Annotated in this window: 12 protein-coding genes; 4 read left to right on the top strand and 8 right to left on the bottom strand. The window is 68.6% G+C overall.

The features are described 5' to 3' along the window. Positions 1 to 69 precede the first annotated feature (69 nt). Together VFW04_15940 and VFW04_15935 are read left to right on the top strand one after the other, a co-directional pair. Complete coding sequence (locus VFW04_15940; GenBank protein ID HEX5180822.1) at positions 70 to 1,557, top strand: PLP-dependent aminotransferase family protein; 1,488 nt, start codon at positions 70 to 72, stop codon at positions 1,555 to 1,557. Positions 1,558 to 1,823: 266 nt separating this feature from the next. Beyond that, positions 1,824 to 2,246, top strand: coding sequence for a hypothetical protein (locus VFW04_15935; protein ID HEX5180821.1), 423 nt, complete (start codon positions 1,824 to 1,826; stop codon positions 2,244 to 2,246). On the opposite strand, the gene VFW04_15930 is transcribed toward VFW04_15935, so the two are convergent. The 5 genes from VFW04_15930 to VFW04_15910 form a co-directional block, all read right to left on the bottom strand. Further along, on the bottom strand, positions 2,243 to 5,296 hold the full coding sequence (locus VFW04_15930; protein ID HEX5180820.1) for a M14 family zinc carboxypeptidase: 3,054 nt from the start codon (positions 5,294 to 5,296) through the stop codon (positions 2,243 to 2,245). The two genes, VFW04_15935 and VFW04_15930, sit on opposite strands and share 4 nt — an antisense overlap. A gap of 96 nt (positions 5,297 to 5,392) precedes the next feature. Beyond that, complete coding sequence (locus VFW04_15925) at positions 5,393 to 7,552, bottom strand: BamA/TamA family outer membrane protein (protein ID HEX5180819.1); 2,160 nt, start codon at positions 7,550 to 7,552, stop codon at positions 5,393 to 5,395. A 2-nt stretch (positions 7,553 to 7,554) separates the two neighbouring features. Further along, complete coding sequence (locus VFW04_15920; protein HEX5180818.1) at positions 7,555 to 12,534, bottom strand: translocation/assembly module TamB domain-containing protein; 4,980 nt, start codon at positions 12,532 to 12,534, stop codon at positions 7,555 to 7,557. Between the two features lie 90 nt (positions 12,535 to 12,624). After that, on the bottom strand, positions 12,625 to 13,875 hold the full coding sequence (locus tag VFW04_15915; GenBank protein ID HEX5180817.1) for a DUF6596 domain-containing protein: 1,251 nt from the start codon (positions 13,873 to 13,875) through the stop codon (positions 12,625 to 12,627). 57 nt (positions 13,876 to 13,932) lie between these two features. Continuing rightward, positions 13,933 to 14,289 (bottom strand): YciI family protein, encoded by a 357-nt coding sequence (locus VFW04_15910; protein HEX5180816.1) that lies wholly within the window; start codon positions 14,287 to 14,289, stop codon positions 13,933 to 13,935. A gap of 278 nt (positions 14,290 to 14,567) precedes the next feature. Here VFW04_15910 and VFW04_15905 point away from each other — a divergent pair, with 278 nt between their 5' ends. Next, complete coding sequence (locus VFW04_15905; GenBank protein HEX5180815.1) at positions 14,568 to 15,797, top strand: M20/M25/M40 family metallo-hydrolase; 1,230 nt, start codon at positions 14,568 to 14,570, stop codon at positions 15,795 to 15,797. Between the two features lie 114 nt (positions 15,798 to 15,911). Continuing rightward, a complete protein-coding gene (gene can, locus VFW04_15900) occupies positions 15,912 to 16,577 on the top strand; it encodes a carbonate dehydratase (protein HEX5180814.1) in 666 nt (221 codons plus the stop codon). A gap of 27 nt (positions 16,578 to 16,604) precedes the next feature. Here can and VFW04_15895 read toward each other — a convergent pair whose 3' ends face one another. The 3 genes from VFW04_15895 to VFW04_15885 form a co-directional block, all read right to left on the bottom strand. Beyond that, on the bottom strand, positions 16,605 to 17,030 hold the full coding sequence (locus tag VFW04_15895) for a DoxX family protein (protein ID HEX5180813.1): 426 nt from the start codon (positions 17,028 to 17,030) through the stop codon (positions 16,605 to 16,607). Between the two features lie 86 nt (positions 17,031 to 17,116). Next, complete coding sequence (locus VFW04_15890; GenBank protein HEX5180812.1) at positions 17,117 to 17,500, bottom strand: hypothetical protein; 384 nt, start codon at positions 17,498 to 17,500, stop codon at positions 17,117 to 17,119. A gap of 184 nt (positions 17,501 to 17,684) precedes the next feature. After that, positions 17,685 to 20,135 (bottom strand): ABC transporter permease, encoded by a 2,451-nt coding sequence (locus VFW04_15885; GenBank protein HEX5180811.1) that lies wholly within the window; start codon positions 20,133 to 20,135, stop codon positions 17,685 to 17,687. Positions 20,136 to 20,264: the final 129 nt, after the last annotated feature.

Here is a 20,264-nt window from a genome sequence, read left to right as displayed (position 1 = left end):
GGACCGCGAGTGGCTTGCCTCAATAACCGCTTAGGCGCAAACTGATATGACCACTTTCAAGGATCCGGCATGTCGCGTTTGGCTCCGAGCTTCGTGCCGCCGGTCGCGATCGACGCGCGACGGCGCACGCCCCTGTATCGACAGGTGTACGAGTGGTTTCAGGCGGCGATCCTGGCGGGCCAGCTCAAGCCGGGGCAGCGCGTGCCGTCCACGCGCCAGCTCGCAACCGAGCTCGGCGTGTCGCGCATCCCGGTGTTGGGCGCGTACGAGCAACTGCACGCCGAGGGGTATCTGGAGACGTTCGTCGGGGCGGGGACGTGTGTTGCCAGGTCGATACCCGAGCGCACGCCGCTCATCGGCAGACCGGCCGCGCGCCACGGCGCGGTCCGCCCGACTAACGGAGCGGGGCCGCGCCGCGGGTCGCGGTTGGCGGGCACGATTTTCCAGACCGACCAGTCGTGGTTAGGCAATCCGGGTGCGTTCCGCATCAGCCTGCCGGCGCTGGACCAGTTCCCGACCGCGGTGTGGGCGCGGCTCGTGAACCGGCACGCGCGCCGCGTGACGCGCGCGATGATGGCGTACGGCGATCCGATGGGCGACCGGTCGCTGCGCGAGGCGATCGCGGAGTACCTTGGCGCGGCGCGCGCGGTGCGGTGCGATGCGTCGCAGATCATGGTGACGACGGGATCGCAGCAGGGATTGTTGGTCGCGGCGCGGGTGCTGCTCGACGCGCGCGATCGGGTGTGGGTGGAAGATCCGGCGTATCCCGGCGCGCGGCAGGCGCTCTTGGCGGCGGGCGCGCGCATGATCCCGGTTCCCGTGGATGACGAAGGGCTCGACGTCGCTCGCGGCGCCCGCGCGGCGCCGACCGCGCGGGCGGTGTACATCACGCCCTCGCACCAGCATCCGTTAGGCGTGACGATGAGCGCGACCCGGCGCATGACGCTGCTCGACTGGGCCTCGCGCGCCGGCGCCTGGATCATCGAGGACGACTACGACAGCGAGTACCGGTTCGACAGCCGGCCGATCGCGTCGCTCCACAGCATGGACACCGACGCGCGGGTGATCTACGTCGGCACGTTCAGCAAGGTGCTGTTCCCGGCCCTCCGGTTAGGCTATGTCGTCGTGCCCAAGGACCTGATCCCGGCGTTCTCGGCGATGCGCGATGCGTTCGACGTGTTCTCATCGACGCTCTATCAGGCGGTCGTGAGCGATTTCATCCGCGAGGGGCATTTCGCCCGTCACATCCGGCGCATGCGCATGGTGTACATGGAACGGCGGCAGGCGTTGGTCGATGCCTTACGGGAGGAGGTCGGCGACGGCCTCGAGGTCATCGGCGCGGCGGCGGGGCTCCATCTGGCGGTGATGCTCCCGCGGGGGATGAGCGACGAGGCCGTCGCACGCCGGGCGGCGGCACGGAGCATTCTGGTCACGCCGCTCTCCGGTTGCTATTTCAAGCGGCCCGCGCGGGGCGGGCTCATCCTTGGCTACGGCGGGGTCACTTCTCACGAGATCCGCGAAGGTGTGAAGAAGCTTGCGCAGTGTGTGGACAATTAGTTGCGCATCGGCCGAGGGCCCGTTTTGGTCGCGCGACCGAAGGTGCTCTTCCTAACGGGCCGCGGGCGCGTCATATTGGTGCGCCCAAGGCCTGGCATCGTGGCGTCGAAGACCACATCCTACCCGCCTTGACACATGAACGGCATGCGTTCGCCTCTGATGTCGGCCAGGGTTCGTGCCCAGACGCGGCCGGCTTCCTGTTTGTAGCTCTGCTTCTCCTTTCCTGGTTGTTCGGGTCGTTCACCCTCGCGCTTCGCGGAGACACCGTGGAAAAGCCTAACCGTATACCGCAGTTCTATGGATTCACCGTGTGCCTGCTGGCCATCGTCGTCGGCCTCATCACCATCTCCTCGATCATCGGCACGATGTTCGACCGCGCCAATCCACTCCAGTCGAACAGCGTGTTTGGCGAATCGCTGACCTCGTTTGCTGCGTACAAGGCGACCATCGTGGATCGCGGCGTCGGCCCCGTGCGCATCACCCGGGATTCGACGCGGACCTTGCCGGATTCCGTATTGCGGGCGGTGTACGAAGCGCGGGTGAGCGACCGTCTCGCGCACGTGCGCTACGACACCGACAAGTCGTTGGTGACCAACGGATTGCTGCTGCTGGCAGCGATCGTCCTGTTCGCGGTGCACTGGCGCTGGCTGCGCCGCGTGAACGGCACAGCATCGCCTGCCGCTGCCTAACGAGCATCCAGGCGGCGGCCGGCGTTCAGGTCGTCCCAGTTCATGATGGCGTTGAAGACGAGCGTGTAGCTCCCGATCGTCTCGCCGCGGTACACGGGGTTGTTGGCGAACAACACCACGTGTCCCTTGCCTAACGGCGCATCGATCACGACCGGGCGGTCGGCGATGTCGCTGCCGCCGTCCAGCAAGCCCGACACGAGCAGGTTCTGCCGGTCCGCATAGCGCAGAATGACGCGCGGGCGCTGATCGGGCGGGACGAGGTCGAGGGCGTTGCGCGTCTGCTCATCGGTGACCGGCGCCGCCTGCCACGGCTCGACGTGCGGCTCCGCGGGACGCTCTTCGTCCGGCGTGAGCGGAGGCCGGCCCTGCACCGCTTCCGACTCATCGGCGGTCCCGCGCCCGGTTTCGCGCGTGATGCTCTCGCCGCCTAACCGGCGCCGCCGGCCGCGGCCGCCGTAGAAGTTGCTCACGCCGTAGCTCTCGCCGTCGTCGCTGTACACGGCCAGGCTGTCCTTGATGCCGTACGCGATGGGGCTCGCGGCATCCACCAGTCGCGTGCGCAGCAGGCTGCCCACCACTTCCTGCGACCGCGGCGACTCGCTGCTCACACCGTTGGTCAGCCCGGTCTGCATCGCGAGATCCGAGATGTCCCCGGCGGTGATGAGCAGGCCTCCGTTCTTCACGAAGCGCTGGAGGTGCTCGATGCCGTCGTAGCCGAGTCCGGGTCGGATGTCGCTGGTGGAATCGAGGCGGCCGATGTTGGGCGTTTCGGGCGTCGTTTTCCACGGCATCGGATTTCGCCACATCGGCATGCCGGCGATGATCGAATTGATGCTGTAGCCGGCCGGCGGGAAGACGATCACGTCGTACTTGGCGTTGAGGTCCGCGGTCGCGGCAACGGTTTGCGTGCTGATGTATTCGTACGGCACGTGTTGTCCGTCGAACGCCAGCCGCCACCATCCTTCGGTCTGCGTGCCTTCCCACGGGTGCACGATGGCGATGCGCGGCGCGCGCGCCGGGTGCGTCTTCACGTTGGGCACGGCGCGGAGTCCGTAGGGCTGGATGCCTAACGCCGTCGCCGCATGGCCGAGGTCGTCGCGGCTCACGCCGCTCACCAGCATCGAGCCGCGCGCGAAGTGATGTCCCGCGGCGTCGAATGCCTCTTCGGCCACGCGGATGTCGGCGGACTTGAGCCGATAGCGCAGGGTGATCAGCGCGTTGTCGCCGGTGTTGTCGATCGCGAACGTCGAGCCGGCGCCGTGGATGCCGCCCGGCGCGGTGATGTCGTTGGTCACGCGCGTCATCGGCGCGCGCAGCACGGCGGTGTCCACCACGCGCACGCATTCCACGGCGAAGCCTTCGGGGAACGTCCACCCCGTGTCGTCGTACGGATGCTTCTGCGGGTCGTCCGGCGACCAGTACTGGTAGTCGAGAATCGCGTCCGCGATGCGCGAGTACGGCTGGTCCATGCGAATGATGTAGCTGCCGGCGGGGAAGGTCCGCGTTTCCGTCTTGGCGGCGGCCGTCGTGTCGGCGGGATGGCTTCCGCGTTGGGCGCGCCCGCCCGCCGGCGCGGCGTGCGGCGCCGGTACGCGCACGGTGAACGGCGCCGTGGCGCGCGACACCTCGACGTGCTGGCGCTGCATCACGCGCAACAGGTCCGCCTGTGCGCCTAACCGGGGATCATCCGCCGGCAGCACGTAGGCCGCCGGGCCTTCGGTCCTGGCCTTGAGGATGGAACGCTTGGACTTCGTGTAGAAGTTCTCGAGGAAGAGCTGGCGATTATCGGCAAAGTATTCGAGTGAGACGAGAAGGCCGGTCTGCTCGTAGTTGTTGTTGTCGCGGAGCGACCATTTCACGCGCGGCAGCGGCGGATCCTGGCGATACCAGGTCTTTGCCGTCTCGTCCGCCGAGAGCGTGCGCTCGAGCGTCTCGGCGGTGCCGCCGTTGCCGAACGTCTCGTACAACCGGCTGATGCCGTTGTGCAGCGCGGCAATGAACATCAAGTAGCCCGGCGACCACGTGTCGAAATCGCCGTGGGCGAACACGCCCGGCATGCCGAAGCGTGTCATCTCCTGCACGTTGTTCCACCCGATCATCTGCCATTCGTTGGCGAGGAGCGGATCGATCCAGGCGTTGTATGGTTCGTCGCCGATAGTGTTGTCATAGAGGTACGGCACCGACTCGTGCAGGTCGTGCAACACCTGCGCGTTCCACGCGACGTACGTGTTCATCACGTTCTGTGTCAGCTTGAGCGTCACGCCCATTGCATCGCGGTTGTTGTCGTGGGCGACGTAATGTCCCCAGTAGATGAGGGGGAGGGGCGTATCGTTCGGATGGGCCATGTGCCAGCGCACGATGTCGACCAGCCGATCGCGGCCATCGACTTCGACGATCGGCGTGATGAGCGTGATGAGGTGATCGCGGATGTTCGCGACGTACGGGCTTTCATCCACGGCGAGACGGTAGGCGAGCTCCATGAGCGCGGTGGGCGCACCCGATTCCGTCGAGTGAATGGTGCCGGTGATGTAGTACACGGGCACGGTCTCGGGGATCAGCTTGGCGGCGACACTGTCATTCATGCCGATGGTACGCGGGTCGCCGAGCTTCGCGAGATTCGCCTTGTTGCGATCGAGATTCTTCCAGATGTCCTCGGAGGCGATGCCCACCGCGATCATCTCGCGTCCTTCTTCCGTGGTGCCGATGGTCCAGACGCGCACGCGCGGACTCGATTTGGCGAGCAGCCGCATGTACTCGTACACCTGCTTGGAGTACGGCAGGTTGTCGCGCGCGCCGGCGATGTCGCCCAACACGGCCTGCGGTGTCGGCACCGTCTTGGACGCCGGCAGATAATCCACGAGCGGCGACGTGAAGAACGGTTCCGTCGTGTATTCCTTGATCTTCGCGGTGTACGCCGAGTCGATGGGCTGATGCGGATCGCGGCCTGGCGTTAGGCCGTGCAGCTCGCCCTGGGCGTGCACCGGCGAATGCCCGGCGACGATGGCAATCGTGAACGCAATGAGACGGGCGCAGACCGAGCAGCGCTTCATGACGAGCCTCGACGAAATCGGAGAGGGATCGCGATGTGAGATCTTCGGCGCAGGAAACTGCACAGCGGCGCAGCCCGCCGCCAGCGGGCGCAGTGTTCAGAATGCCGTGCCGAGGGCGAGATGGATCTGAAAGCGCCGATACCATTGTGTGGGAACGTCCGCGATCGGCGTTCCGGCGATGATTGCATCGAGCACTTTCTGCGGGTCGCGAACATCGTCGAGCGACGGGTTGAGCTTGTAGCCGATCGAGACGCGCACCGCCCCGATCACCGTCAGGTAGTCGACGCCCGCGCCGACCGACGTGAAGAAGCGATCATCGCCGGGCAGCGAGAAGCTCGTCTTGAAGCGTTGGTCAGGCGTCCAGACGCGGCCGCCATCGATGAACGCGTGCGTCCCCCAGGAGTCGCCTAACCCGGGGAACGGCATGCGCAGCTCGAAGGTCCCGGCGACGCGCGCGAGACCGCCGATCGGGACGTAGCCAGTGGCGACGGCAGTGGTATCCGTGCCGTGCACTTGAAAGCGCAGGTCGGGAAACTTGGGACCAAGGAGCCCGCTGCTCCAGCCCCGCACATCGGCTGCGCCGCCGGCGGTGAATGCGACGTCGCGGAGCTCGAGAAACTTGAGCGTGGAGTCGCTGCCCTCGATGGTGAGACTCTTGCCGCGCGGATAGAGCCGGCCGGCGCTGAATCGCACCGCGATGCCGACGCGTCGATTGATCGGGTGGTATGCGGCGCCGGTCAGATCCAGCCGCGTGTATTCCGCCGTGTTCAACGCCGTGCCGGCCGTCGATTCGATGCTCGGCCTCAACACGAAACCATCGCGCGGGTTGTTCGCATTGTCGAGCGCGCCGAGCGTTGCGTCGAGGGTGAGCGTGCTGCGCCGGGTCGTCGTCTTGAGCGAGGCGAGCAGCGCGTTCTGCGCGAGCAGCGTGAGGAAGTCGATGCGTCCCGACGAGAAGTCGCCGTTCCGGTACCGCAGCACGCGGCGCGAGCTGATGCTGTATTTGAGCGACATCAAGAACACCGGGCCTAACCGATAGAGCAGCGTGGCATCGGAGCCGATGGCCCACGATCGGTCCCGGAAGTCGTCGCGGTATTCGGCGAAGGGGCTGAGCAGCGCCGAGAGCGGGGGCGTGTACACGTACGGTTGCTTGAGCGTCGCCACGCCGCGCACGAACCGCTCGGGGTTCTGATCCACAGCGAGCCACGCCGTGGACGTGCCTAACGATGTCGTGAGCGTGCGCGCATCGTTCGTGAAGTTGCGGTGCGTCCACACCAGCTGCGCCGTGGCGCCGTTCTCCGACGAGTAGCCGCTTTCGCCGGTGATGACGTGCACCGGCTGCTCGGCGACGGTGACTCTGATAGCGACCTGGCTGTCGGGCTTCTGCCCGGGCGCGAGCTCCACACGCGCCTCTCGTATGATGTCCAACCCTTGAATCGAGCGCCGCCCTTTGGACATTTCCGAGGCTGTGTAATAGTTGCCGACGTGGAACGGCAGCTCGCGCTTGATGACGTGATCGCTCAACAGGTCGTTGCCGGTGACATCGATCCGCGCGATTTTGGCGCGCGGCCCCGTTCGCAATCGCAGCTCGAGGGTGGCCGTGTCGGCCGTGGTGTCCACGAGCGAACGCGACCACACGGTGGCGAATGCGTATCCGAGGTTGCGCATCGCGACGCGCGTGCGGCGCTGTGCTGTGGATGCCTCGACGCTGCCGAAGCGGTGATTGCGCGCGGGCGCCACGGCGTGGCGCGCCGCCCGGATGATGTCGGGAGGCAGCGTCGTCGCGCTGTCGACACCGGAGCTGTCGCCGGGCTCGATGCGCACGGCGCGCAGCAGCGTGGGCTTCCCTTCGTCGATTACGAACACGACGTCGACGCGCCGGTCGCTGGTATCGGGTTTGACCTCGAAGCCGACGTTGGCGTGCAGGATGCCGTTGGTCCGGTAATAATCGCGGATGCGCACGGCGTCGCGCTCGAGCTCGAGCGGGTCGAATGCGGGCATCGGCGGCTTTTCGCGGCGGAAGAGGAAGTCGAGCACTCTGCCGAAGATGCCTTCGGGTTCGGGCGCCACGGTTGCGATGTGTTGGCGAAGGTCCTCGGCGTCGATGGTGCGGTCGTGGAGCCATCGAAAGTCGATCGAGCGCACGCGGGTGCCGGGGGGCAGCGCCATCGGCGTTTGCTGCGCAGCGGCAGGCGGCGCCGCGGCGGAGAGCGCCGCCGCGGCAATGCACGCGATCCACCGTGCGCGACTCGTCACCGTTAGTACGAGTGGCGGGAGCGCAGGAGGAACCGCATGTCGGACACGCCTCCCTCGAGGCGCATGACCAGCCACTTGAACGCGTTGTACTCCACCTGCGCTTCGGGATACAGGTTCTGGTTCCCCTGATCGGTGGCGGCCTGGCCGAAGCCTAACGGTTGGGCGAAGCCGAGGTAGACGCGCGGCGAGACGTAGCGGCCGGCCACGAGCGTGGCGCCGCGCACGGCATCCTGCCGGATCTCGATCACGTCGAGCTGGAGCTGATCCTGTCCCACACCTTCGATCACGCCCTGCAGCTGGCTCACGGCCACCGACGTTCCCGCCTGGAGCGCGAGGTTGGACGACCCGGTGCTGTTGCCGCCGAGGCCGAGGCCGGCGGCTTCGGGATGGCCGGTGGCGATGTACGAAATGATGTCCGAATTGCTCATCTGCGGATCCGAGCTGAGCTCCAGCCGGATGCGCTGCGGCGTACCAGTCACGTCGAGATTGATCGTGACCTCGGCTGCGTTAGGATCGCCGGTGGACGGGACGACGTACTGCGTCTTGATGTTCATGCGCAGCTGCTGCGGCGCCCCGTTGAACGTCAGCGTTCCTTCGCTCACCGTGAAGCGCCGTCCGAATTCGGCCACGTAGCTGCGGCCCTCGATCGGCTCGAGCGTGCCGTACAACCGTAGCGGCCCGCGCGGATCTTTGCGCGCCGTCACGGTGCCGCTGAGCTCTATTTGCAACTGCGGGTTGGCGCGGCGGCGTACCCATGCATCGCGATCCGTCGTGACCTTGAGGTTGAGGGCGAGCTTGTCGAAGAACGGCGTGGCCTGCTTGCCGCCGGGGACCACGACTTCCTGACCGAAGCGCGCTGCGATCGAGCGCAGCTCGGCTTCGGTGAGGTTCACGGGTTTGGCGCTGCCGCCCGATCCGGTCGCCGACAGATCGAGCGTGCCGTTGTTGATTCGAAGCGCGCCGGAGAACGCGGGCGCTTTGGTGGTGCCCTGGAAGGCGACGTCGCCCGATGCCACCACCTGGTACGCGGAGGTCCACACCGCGCGGAACTTGTGCATCGATGCGTGTAGATCGAACTGGCCGAGCGTGAGCTGGCGAAGGATGACGCTGCCAGTTAGGCGAGCCGCGCCGTCCTCCGAGCGCAGCTGCGCGGTGTCGATCGAGAGACGGTCGTTCGCCATGTGCGCGACGACGGTGCCTTTCTCGTATGTCACGCCCAACGATGGCAGCCGGAGGAGCAGGCCGTGCAGCCCGAGCGTGCCGCTCAGCTGCGGCGCATCGGCCACGCCGCTCACGTGCGCGTCGATGGCCAGCGCGCCGCCCGCCTGGTCGATCGTGCGCGGGTCGAGGAACGGTTCGATGGTCTTGAGATCGAAGCCTGCCGCAGCGATGCGGAGATCGACCGGCCCATTCTCGACGACCGAGATCGGCGCGCCGCCGGCGGCGAAGGACAACTGCAGCGGCAAGTTCCCGTGCACCTGGAGCGGGTGGCCGTCCACGGGCGTCATCGCGCCATTTAGGGCGAGTTGTTTCGCCGTCCAGTCGATCACCGCGTGGACGGTGCCCGAGTCGGCGTGCGCCTTGGGCAGCACGACAGTCGCGTCGGCGTGCAGCCGCGGCGCGGCGGCGGTTCCATCGAGCGTCGCCTGGCCGACGAGTTTCGCGCCGGCGAGGGCATGGTAGCCTAACGCACGCGCCAGCGGCGCCAGCGATACCGAATCGGCGCGCACCGTCAGGTGCTCGGCGCCCGTCCGACCAACGGAGCCATCGATCGCGATGCGGCGGCCGGTGTTGGACGTGAGCTCGAAGTCCTTGACCGCGTAGCGTGCGCCGTACGAAACGGGCACGGGATGCGTGAGGCGCCAGTGATACTTGGTGTGATCGATGGCGAGGGAATCGAGCCGCAGCGCGCTGCGGATGGAATCCGGCACCGCGTCGGCGACGAGCGACGCGGTGGTTCCGTCGTCGAGCGTGCCGGCGACCGACACGCGGGCTGAGCGGTCGGCGTACCCGAGCGTCACGTTCAACTCCCGAGCGGCGATGCCCGCAAACGCGACATCTGTCGCGCGCACGGTTCCGTTGGTCCCGGAGAGTCGACGCAATCCGGGAAGCGCCGCTCTGACGTCCGCCTCGAGCGCGTCGACGCGATTGCTGTTGTATGCGATCCCGCGGGCGCGCGCGAGGACGCGGACCTGTGGGGTGTCGGCGGTGCCGGAGAGGGCGAGCGAGAGCCGCGCACTGTCGGCGCCGAGGACGTTCAATCCGAGGACCTGCGCGATGGGCGTGAGGTCTCGGGTGTCGGCCACCAGCTCGAGGTTCGACGGTTGAGCGCCGGCGCGGCGCGCGACGGCGGCCTGTCCCGATCCGGTGAGCGTGCCGAGGACGCTGCGCACGTCGAGGGTGTCGATCGCCACGCGGCCGTTCGTTAGGCGGAGCGCCGCGACGCCGGAGTCGAGCGGGAGGGTGACCGTGTCGACGCTGGCGAGCATGATCGCGGTATCGGGCGCTGCTTCGGCGAGTCGCCACCAGCCGCGGGCGTGGAGCTGGAGATCGGCCTCGGCCAGGATGCGATCGAGGGAGATCGGGCGCTTGGGCCCCGGTGTGACGAGTCGGCCCTGGATCGCGGCGTTGCCGCGCCCGTCCGGCGCCGCGACTCCCGCGGTGACCGCGAGCGTGCCGCTGTCGAGGGCGACGCCAACCTTGATGCTGTCGATGCTCACGCCGCGGACCACGGACGCCGCGACGCTCAGCTTGGCGTTCCATCGGGCGACGCCCGGATCGAGGCCGGCCACGCGCGCGCTGAGCGCGGCGTCGATCGAGGTGTGGAGGTCGGCGCGGCCGGTGAAGCCGGCGAGATCGAGCCCGCGGATGGCGCCGGTGTCCACGGTGAAGACCGGCTGCCGGTCGAACGGACGCGCGGTGCCGCCTAACGTGAGCGATGCGTGCGGGCCAGACGCGGCGGCGTGCCAGCGCGCTGTCCCGCGGCCGATGGCGACGGTGGCCGACGCCGAATCGATGCGTTGCGTGCCGGCCCGCGACGGCGCTAGCGTTAGGCGGGCGGCGCCGGCGATGGTGGTTGCCGCAGCGGCGCCCGGCCGCCACGCCGCGCGGCCGGCCAGCGACCCGGTGAGGTCCGTGGAGAGCGCGGTGTCGCCGGCGAGCGGGCCGGCATCCACGTGCGCGAACGCGAGGCGTCGCACGACGATGCCGGGGTGCGCGCCGCCGGGCGTGACCGATGCGTCGAGGGACACCGTGCCCGTGTCGAGTGACGCCGTCGCGGCAAGCGTGGCGACGCCGCCGCGCACCGCGACCGAGGCATCGGCGCGGCGGATGCGGATCGCGCGATACGTCGACCGGTCGAGGTGGATGCGGGTCTGCGCCACCGCCGACGCGAGCGAGGTGCCGCGGCCGGCGGCCGTGAACCGGCCGGTGAGCGCGCTGGCGCTGGTGTCACCGGTCAGGCGCGCGATGTTGACGCGCGACAGTGTTCCGTTAGTCACGCGCCATTCGAGCGGCGTCCCGAGCGTCGCGGCGCCGGTGGCCGCCGCCGTTCCGCCGGCCACCGCGGCGCGGAGCGAAAACGCGACGGTCCGCGCGTGCAGCATGGCGTGCACGTCGGCCGAATCGATGCCGGCGGGGTGCGCGCCCACCGTGACCACGTGCGCGCGGATGTCGTGCGCCCGCGTGGTGTCGAACGGAGACAGCGTGGCCGTCGCCGCGACCTTCCACGGGCGCAGCGTTCCATGCAGCGTGGCGCGCACGACACCGCGCGTCATCACCGCGCGCGCCGCGAGATCGCGCACGGTGTAGGATCCGTAGCGCACCGTGGGCGCGAGATCGAGTTGGGCGTCGCCGTCGGCCGTGCGGAGCGACCGGCCGCGCAGGCGCACGGCGAGCGTGCCGCTCACGCTGCCGGTGTCGGTGGCGCTGGCCAGTATGGCTTTGGGTTTCACATCCTCGAGTCGCACGTCGAGCGAGTCGAGCACGTTGGTCGCGCTGGTGGTGACGACGCCGCCGATCGTGGCGCGTCCGCCGCGTTCGATCTCCGCCACGCCGGCCACGCGCAGCGTGTCGAGGGCGCCGCGCGCCTCGAGATGGACGGTGGCCGACTCGTGCGGTGCGAGTCCCGCCACGAGGATCGAGAGGTCGGCGAATCGCACCGGTTGCGCATCGATCGCGACGTCGACGTTGCGGAGGTGCGGATGCGCGCTGTCGGGCAGCGTCAGCGATCCACGTGCGCTGACGAACGTGCCGCCGCCGCGCGCGGTGATGCGCGCGAGCTCGAGGCGGCCGCCGGCCAGCGTGCCGGCGGCGTCGATGGCGAGGGGCGGCAGGCCGGGGGTCGCCGGATCGATGCGCGCGTGCAGGGTGTCCAGGCGCACGGCGGTGGCCGCGCCTAACCGAACGTTGCGGGCCGACACCAGGAGGTCGTCCAGGCGGTACGGCGCGTGGCGGCGGCCCGTGGCCGTGTCCGCTCGCGGCGCCGCGACGAGCGCGGCGCGCCGGATGGTGAGGCGGCCGACGCTGAAGGTGGCCGGCGCTTTTGCGTTAGGCGCGCGCGGCGGCGCCGGCGGGCGCGCGAACGGCGTCAACAGATCCCAGATGCCGGCGCGCGACTGCGTCGCGCTCGCCGAGAGACCCGCGATGGCGAGCGACGAGAGCGAGCGCGCGCGCACGACGTCGATCAACGACGCATACCGCGCTTCGACCGTGTCGATCGAGAGGGCCGGCGACCGGTCCGCCGGCAACAGCCGCACGCCGGTCAGCGTGAGTCCGCTCCACCAGTCGCCCGTCACCGAGTGAACGGCGATCACTCGTCCCTTGTAGGGATTGACGAGCGCGAGCACTCGCGTGGCCGCCCACCGGGCGACCACGCCGTTCTGCAGAGCAAGCAGCGCCGCGGTCGGCACGACGGCGACGAGAACGACAACCGCGACGAGCACGGCGATCGCGATCCGGCGCAGCAGATGACTCCGGCGCATGACGCGTCGATCCGGTTGTGCGGGCGTGTGGGATGGGTGTTCCACTTCGCCGCCTAATTAAGCACGGCGCGTGCCACCATCCGGTTGTCATTACGCCGAGCCGCAGCACCCCAAGCGTTTTTGGAAGAACCGACGTTCGGCCGCGTTGCGCGCGAGGCGCATGGCGGCCTCGAAGTGCTCGCGTGCTTCGGCGGTTCGGCCGCGGCGGAGCTCCAACTCGGCGAACGCGGCGCGATAGAACGGGTACGCGGCCAGCCGCTCGGCGTCGCCGATGGCCTCGAGCTCGGCGATGCCGGAGTCCTCGCCGTCTCGTTGGGCCACGGCGACCGCGCGGTTGAGCGCGACGACAGGCGAGGGCGCGAGGGCCAGCAGGCGATCGTACAGCTCGACGACCGTGTGCCAATCGGTGCCCTCGACGCTCGGCGCCTGCACGTGCGCGGCGGCGATCGCGGCCTCGAGGTGGTACACGCTGACGTCGGCGCCGCGCGCCGACCGGTCGAGCAGCGCCAGTCCGTGGGCAATGAGCGACGCATCCCACGTCGAGCGATCCTGGTCGGAGAGCGCGCTCAGCTCGCCGGCGCCGGTGATGCGTGCCGGCAGGCGCGCCGCGTGCAGGCACATGAGCGCGGCGAGCGCGCACGTGGCCGGCGTGCCGGTCCGCGCATCGGCGGCGAGCAACTCCGTTAGGCGGATGGCTTCGCGGCACATCTCCGTGCGCACGACGGTGTCGGCCGACGCGCTGTGGTAACCTTCGTTGAACAGCAGGTAGAGCGCGCGCTGCACGACGGGCAGACGGTCCGCCACATCGTCGTCGGTGAGATCGAACAGGCGCTGCGACGTCGCGAGCGACTGCTTGCCGCGCGCGATGCGCTTTTCGACGGCGGCGCGGCCGGCGAGAAACGCGGCGGCGATTTCCTGCGCGCCGAACCCGCAAAGAATGTTGAGCACGAGCGCGATCTGCACTGCTTCCTTGAGGCGCGGATCGCAGCAGGAAAACATCATGCGGAGCTGTTCGTCGTGGATGACTTCGGAGGCGAACGCTTCGTCGACGACCGGCGCCAGCGTCCACTCGCTGTCGAACATGCGGGACAATTCCGGCGCGAACGTGGTGGCCGTGCGCTCGCGACGAATCACATCGAGTGCGCGATTCTTGGCGGTGGCCATGAGCCACGCCGACGGATTGTCCGGTACGCCGCGCACTTTCCAGACCTCGAGCGCACGACAGAACGCGTCCTGCACCACATCCTCGGCGAGCGACAAGTTGTGCACGCCGAAGATGCGGGTGAGGGCGGCGACCATGCGCGCCGATTCGCGACGGAAGAGATGCTCGTCGAGCTGCATCGCGCGGGGCCATGCGACGCGCCGGCCACGTTGGGCCGGGCGCGGCGCTGCCGGTCGTCAGAAATTCATTTGCATCACGGGACGCACTTCGACGGCGCCATCGCCCTCGAGGATGGGACATCCCTTGGCGAGCTCGGCGGCCTGCGCGATGTCGCGTGCCTGGACGATCATGAAACCGGCGACGAGATCTTTCACCTCGGGGAAGGGACCATCGGTGATGACCTTCTTGGAGCCGCGCACCACCTTGCCTTCGTTCTCGAGCGGCTGTCCTCTGTCCTTGACATGTCCTCTGGTTTCGAGATCGCGCAGCCACGCGAGCCAGCGCTGCATGCTCTGTTGGGCAAGCTCCGGGCTTCCCATCGCCGCGCGCCGGGCGTCGGGCGTGGTGCGGAACAGGTAGATGTAGTCGCTCATGTGTGTGCCTCTCGTGCAAGTGACCATCGGCCGGCGACCCGACTGGCGCCGCGTCATTCGACATTGGATCGACGTTCGGGCTCGCCCCCGCCGGACATTTTCATTCCGCTGTGCAATATCGTTCGCAGCCGGGTCGGGGTGGAGAGTCGGCGCGCCTCGGGTCCGCGGCGGCGCGCCCGGCATGCAGCGCAGCCCGGTGTTCGACCGTAATCTTTGCGGAGCCGCTGTACGGCGCGCCGTCGATCGGCGCAACCCATTCGACCCGGGTTCGGTATTTCATGGCCACTCTGTCCACGCATCTCGCTCGAGCCGCGTTCCTCGTGTCGGCCGGCGCCGCGGCCGCCGGCGCGCAGTCCCCGCAGCCCCCGCGCGACACGGCGGATCCCCAGATCACGCAGCTGGTGTCCCGCCTAACGCTGGACCGCTACAAGGCGACGGTGAAAGGGTTGACGCAGTTCGGCGACCGCCGTCAGGGCACGGACCGCAATCGTGCGGCCGTGGACTGGATCGAGGCGCAGCTCACGAGCTACGGGTGCACGCCCACGCAGCGGATCACGTACGACTATCAACCGCCGCCGCCGCGCGTGCGACCGACGCCGGAGCAGATCGCGGCCTTTCAGAAAGCGCGCGCGCGTGGCGAAGGGCAGGGCGGGTCGCGCATCCGCGGGAACCGCGGCCCGGTGGGCGTGAACACCGATTCACTGAAACAGCCGGATCCGGCGATTCGCGCGCTCGACTCACAGCCGAGCACTCCGGGGCAGCGGCAGGAGGTGTACTGCACGAAGGTGGGCACCGTGCATCCCGACGAGATGTACATCGTCGGCGGCCACATGGACGGGATCGGCTGGGGCCAGGCGGCCAACGACGACGGCTCGGGCACTGCGTTAGTCATGGAGCTCGCGCGCGTGCTCAGCGCGCCGGACGTGCGCACGGATATCTCGATCCGGTTCATCCTGTGGAACAACGAGGAGACGGGGCTCAACGGATCGCGCGCGTACGTCGCGCAGCGCGCAGCGCTGCAGGGCAAGGAAGATCCGCCGGGGTCGGGAAAGTATCCGGAGCCCAGGTGGCTCGGCATGATCCAGCACGACATGGAGATGTTCGACCACGGGATGCCTAACGCACAGGGGCAGGTGGGCAAGACGCAGCGCCCCGAGGCCGATGTGAACATCGAGTTCCAAGCCAAGTCGAAGTTTGCCGAGGGCGCCGAGCGGCTGGCGTGGGCGTTCCGCGATGCGAACGAGAAGTACGCGACGGACTATCCGGCGGCCGTCGGCCCGCACATGACGAACACCGACTCGGCGCCGTTCCAGGATCTGGTGCCGGCCATCAGCGTCCGCGAGAACGAGCGCGGCATGCAGATCGGCGCGGGATGGGACCCGCAGTGGCACCAGCCCACCGATGTATTTTCGACGTACAGCGATGACGATTTCCGGTTGGGCTTGAATGCGGCGCAGACGACGTTGGGCGCGGTGGCGACGCTGGCGGGCGCGCATCTCGCGCCGTGAACGCGGTGGGTTCGGAACCTTTCATCGCGTTCGGCGCCGGTCTATCATTGCATGGCGCCACCCGGCCGCGCCGTTCATTTCGTCGCCGCGATCGATTCCATCATCTCTCCCGTCATGCGCAGTCTGAGCCATCTGTTCGAGAACAATCGCGCCTGGGCGGCCGAGATGACGCGACAGGATCCGGCGTTTTTCAGCCGGCTCTCGGGCCAGCAGGCGCCGCAGTACCTGTGGATCGGCTGCTCCGACAGCCGCGTGCCGGCCAATCAGATCGTCGGGCTGCCGCCCGGCGAGATGTTCGTGCATCGCAACATCGCCAACGTCGTGGTGCACTCGGATCTCAACTGCCTGTCGGTGATGCAGTTCGCGGTGGAGTATCTCCACGTCCAGCACATCATCGTCTGCGGCCACTACGGGTGCGGCGGCGTGGCGGCCGCGCTGCGCGAGGACAAGTTAGGCGTGGTGGACAACTGGCTGCGCCACGTGCAGGACGTGCGGTGGAAGCACCACGCCGAGCTGGCTGCATTGCCTAACGATGAGGAGCGGCGCCGCCGGCTGTGCGAGCTGAACGTGATGGAGCAGGTGGTGAACGCCGCGCAAACCACGGTGGTGCGTGATGCGTGGGGGCGCGGGCAGCCGCTGTGGGTGCACGGCTGGGTGTACGGGCTCAAAGACGGCCTGCTGCGCGACCTGGGCCTGTGCATCGCCGCGGACGACGAGTTGCCGCGTCTGCGATCCGCACCCGAGACGCCGCCGCCGAGCGAATTGCGTCGGCAGCGCTGACCGCTTCGCGTCAGGCCGGCAGGGTCGCTACGGCTCCATGGAGACCGCGGCGCGCTTCCCCGGCGCGAGCGACGCCGGTCCCGTGCCCAACATCGCGATGCTCAGTGCGCCCGCGAGCAGCGTCAGCTCGAGCTCGATGCCCCGCGGCGAGAAGAATCCGCCGTGCAGCTTTACGAACAGAATCACGATCAGCATTTCGATCGCCAGCAGGCAGGCCGGCCACCGCGCCCACACGCCGAAGAAAATCGCCAGACCGCCGATGAATTCGACGATGATCGCCACCCACGCCGCTACCACCGGCAACGGAATCCCCATGTGCGCCATCGCCATCGCCGTCCCGCCGGCGCCATAGTGGAAGAGTTTCTGTCCGCCGTGCATCGCGAACACGAGTCCGATCACGAGACGAATGGGAAGGATGCCCCAGCCCACAGCGCGGTCCGTAAAGTCAGTCATCGTGCACCTCGTGGTCGAGCGTTAGTCGGAGGCTGCCGTGCCGGCGATGCTACGGATATACGGATGGGGACGGCTCGAGGCCAGTCTCATTGAATCACGGTCAGCGACAGCGTCGCCGAGAGTCCGCCTTTCGCTGCCGACACATCTGCTGTTCCCGGGGCAAGCGCGTGCGCGGTTCCGTCGGCGGCGACGCTGACGATCGTCGAGTCGGTCGTCCCCCATGTCACGCTGGCGGCGGGGATGTTCTGGATCATGCAGCCCGTGCTGCCGACGCCCGGTCCGAGCACGCCCTGCTGCGCAATGAGGGTCACGTCCTGGCCTACCGTGAGCGTGGACGATTTGCCGTTCGCGATGACGAGAAAGATCTTGCCGCCGCACACGCTATTGGGTGAGAGCGCGCCCGAGTTGCACGCGGCGCCGGCAAGGGCGGCGCCCATCGCTGCAATCGACAACAGGGTCCGATATCGCATGAGGCTGCTCTCATGTCGGTCATGGCGACGCGGGGCGCGCCGTCTGGCGAATGGATTCACGGCGCGCGTCTCGCGCGCAAGGGTCGCCTGAGCTCGTCACGCGACGATGACGCCAGCGCACACCAGACAACTGTTGGGCGGGTCGCCTGGTTCCCGTCGAGCGGGACCGCGGTGCGCCGACGCTCTATTCGCTGCGCATGGCGACGAGCGGGTCGACGCGCGATGCGCGCCGCGCCGGGACGACGCACGCCGCGACGGCAACGCCGAGGAGCACGACGGCGACCGCGACGTAGGTGACGGGGTCCGCCGGCGCGACGCCAAACAGCAGGCTCGCGATGAGCCGCGTGAGGAGCAACGATGCCACGATGCCGATGGCGACGCCCGCGCCCGCCAGCGCGGCGCCGGGCCGCAGCACGTGCGCCATCACGTCCGCCCGCGACGCGCCGAGCGCGATGCGAATGCCTAACTCGCGGGACCGCTGGCTCACGGCGTACGAGATCACGCCATAAATTCCGACGGCCGCGAGCACGAGCGCGATGCCGGCGAACGACGCGATGAGCGCCATGTAGAACCGCGGCTGCGAGACGGACTCGCTGACCAGCTCGCGCAGCTGGCGCAGTTGGGCGATGGGCAGGTCCGGGTCCACGGCGCCTATCGCGCCGCGCACTTGATCTTCCACCGCGGTCGGCGGCCCGCTCGTCCGCATGACGACGGAAAACGTGCTGAGCGTCGGCTGGTCGATGGCGATGTACGTCTCGGCGTCGGCCGGTGTCGCCAGACTGAAGCGACGCACGTCGCCGACGACGCCGATGACGTCGCCGCCTAACGTCACCGTCGTCGTGTCGCCGCCTTTGGCCGAGGCGGTATCCGTCGTCCAGCCGATCTCGATGCGGCTCCCGATGGGGCTGCGGCCGGCGAAATATCGTTTCGCCAGCGACTCGTCGATCACGGAGACGATCGGCGCCCCGCCCCCATCGTGCGCGGTGAAGTCCCGCCCCGCGATGAGCGGGATGCCCATCGTGCGGAAATAATCCGGACTCACCAGCGTGACGTACGTCCGTTTGCGCTCGGCCGGCCGTTCTTTGGGCGTGCCGACGATGTGCACGCTCGTGCGCAAGCTGAAGTCGCCTAACGGGAGCCCACCGACGACGGCCGCGGACTGGACCCCTGGTATGGCGCGCACGTGCGATAGAATGTCGGTAGTGAGTGTGCGGAGCGCGTGCCGATCGGCGTATTTGGTTTCCGGCGCCGAGACGTCGAAGGTGAGGACGCGGTCGGGGTGGAACCCGGGATTCACCGCCATCAGGTGCGTGAAGCTCCGCACGAGGAGGCCGGCGCCCACGAGCAGCAGCATGGCGAGCGCCAGCTCGCCCACCACCAGCGCGCCGCGAACGCGCCGGGTCGTGCGCGAGCCGCTCGAGCCGCGTGCGCTCTCCTTGAGCATCGCGGTGAGGCGGGCACGCGTCGCGCCGAATGCCGGCACGATGCCGAACAGCACGCCGGTGCCTAACGTGATCAGGGCGGTGAAGGCGAGCACGGCGCCATCCAGGTGCACCTCGTCCAGACGGGGCAGGTCGTGCGGTCCGAAGCGGACCAGCAGCGCGACGCCCCAGAGCGCCAGCAGCACCCCGGCCACTCCGCCCACGATCGAGATGAGCAGACTCTCGGTGAGCAGTTGCCGCATGATCCGCCACCGCCCCGCGCCGAGGGCGGTGCGCACCGCGATCTCCGTTTCGCGCGTCGACGCGCGCACCAACTGCAGATTGGCCACGTTCGCGCACGCAATGAGCAGCACGAACGCGACGGCGGCGAAGAGCGTCAGCAGTGCGGGTCGCACGTTGCCAACGACGAAGTCCTGCAGCGGCTTCACCGCGCCGCTGATGCCGGTGTTCGACTGTGGGTATTGCTGCTCGAGGCGCCGCGTCAGCGCGACGATCTCCCGGTTCGCCTGCGCGACCGTGGCGCCCGGAGCGAGACGTCCGACCACATCCAACCAATGCGCCCCGCGCTGGTCCGGGCTGAGGTCATCCTTGCTGAAGACGAGCGGCGTCCAGAGGTCGGGATGTTCGGGAAAGGTGAGCGACGGCGGGGCCACGCCGATGATGGTGCGCGGCGTGCCGTCGAGCATCATCGTGCGGCCGATCACGTGCGGATCGCCGCCGTACCTGCTGCGCCAGAGCCTGTCGCTGAGGATGACCACGCGGGCCGCCTGCGGCTGGTCCTCGTTAGGCGCGAAGCCGCGGCCGAGCGCGGGCGAGAGCCCGATCACGCGCCAGAAGTCGGCGCCGACGCCGGCGTCGTCGACGCGTTGCGGTTCGCCATCGCCGGTCAGGTTGGCCGACGCGGTGGAGTACGCGGCGAGCGACGAGAACGACGTGAGCTGGCGGCGCATGTCCTCGTAGTCGAGCGGCGACGTCGCGGACAGCTTGCGGTCGCGGCCGGCGCTCGCCACCTTCATGATCCGGTCCGGCGCGCCTAACGGAAGCGGCTTGAGCAGCACGCCGTCGACCACCGAGAACACGGCGGTGATGGCGCCGATGGCCAGCGCCAGCGTGACCGTGGCGACCACGGTGAATCCCGGCGAGCGCGCGAGCTGCCGCGCCGCAAATCGAATATCGTTCGAGAGCAAGGCCATGACACCAAAGGCCGAAGGATGGGAACGCCGACCGCCTGCGCCAATGGAAAACACATGCCACGAACGGGGAAGGGCAACCCGTTGGTGCCGTGCACGTTATGCCGTGACATCGGTGGCGTGAGACAGTCC

The sequence above is a fragment of the Gemmatimonadaceae bacterium genome (assembly GCA_036273715.1).
Lineage (GTDB): Bacteria > Gemmatimonadota > Gemmatimonadetes > Gemmatimonadales > Gemmatimonadaceae > JADGGM01.
This window is presented reverse-complemented; position numbering and strand designations above follow the sequence as displayed.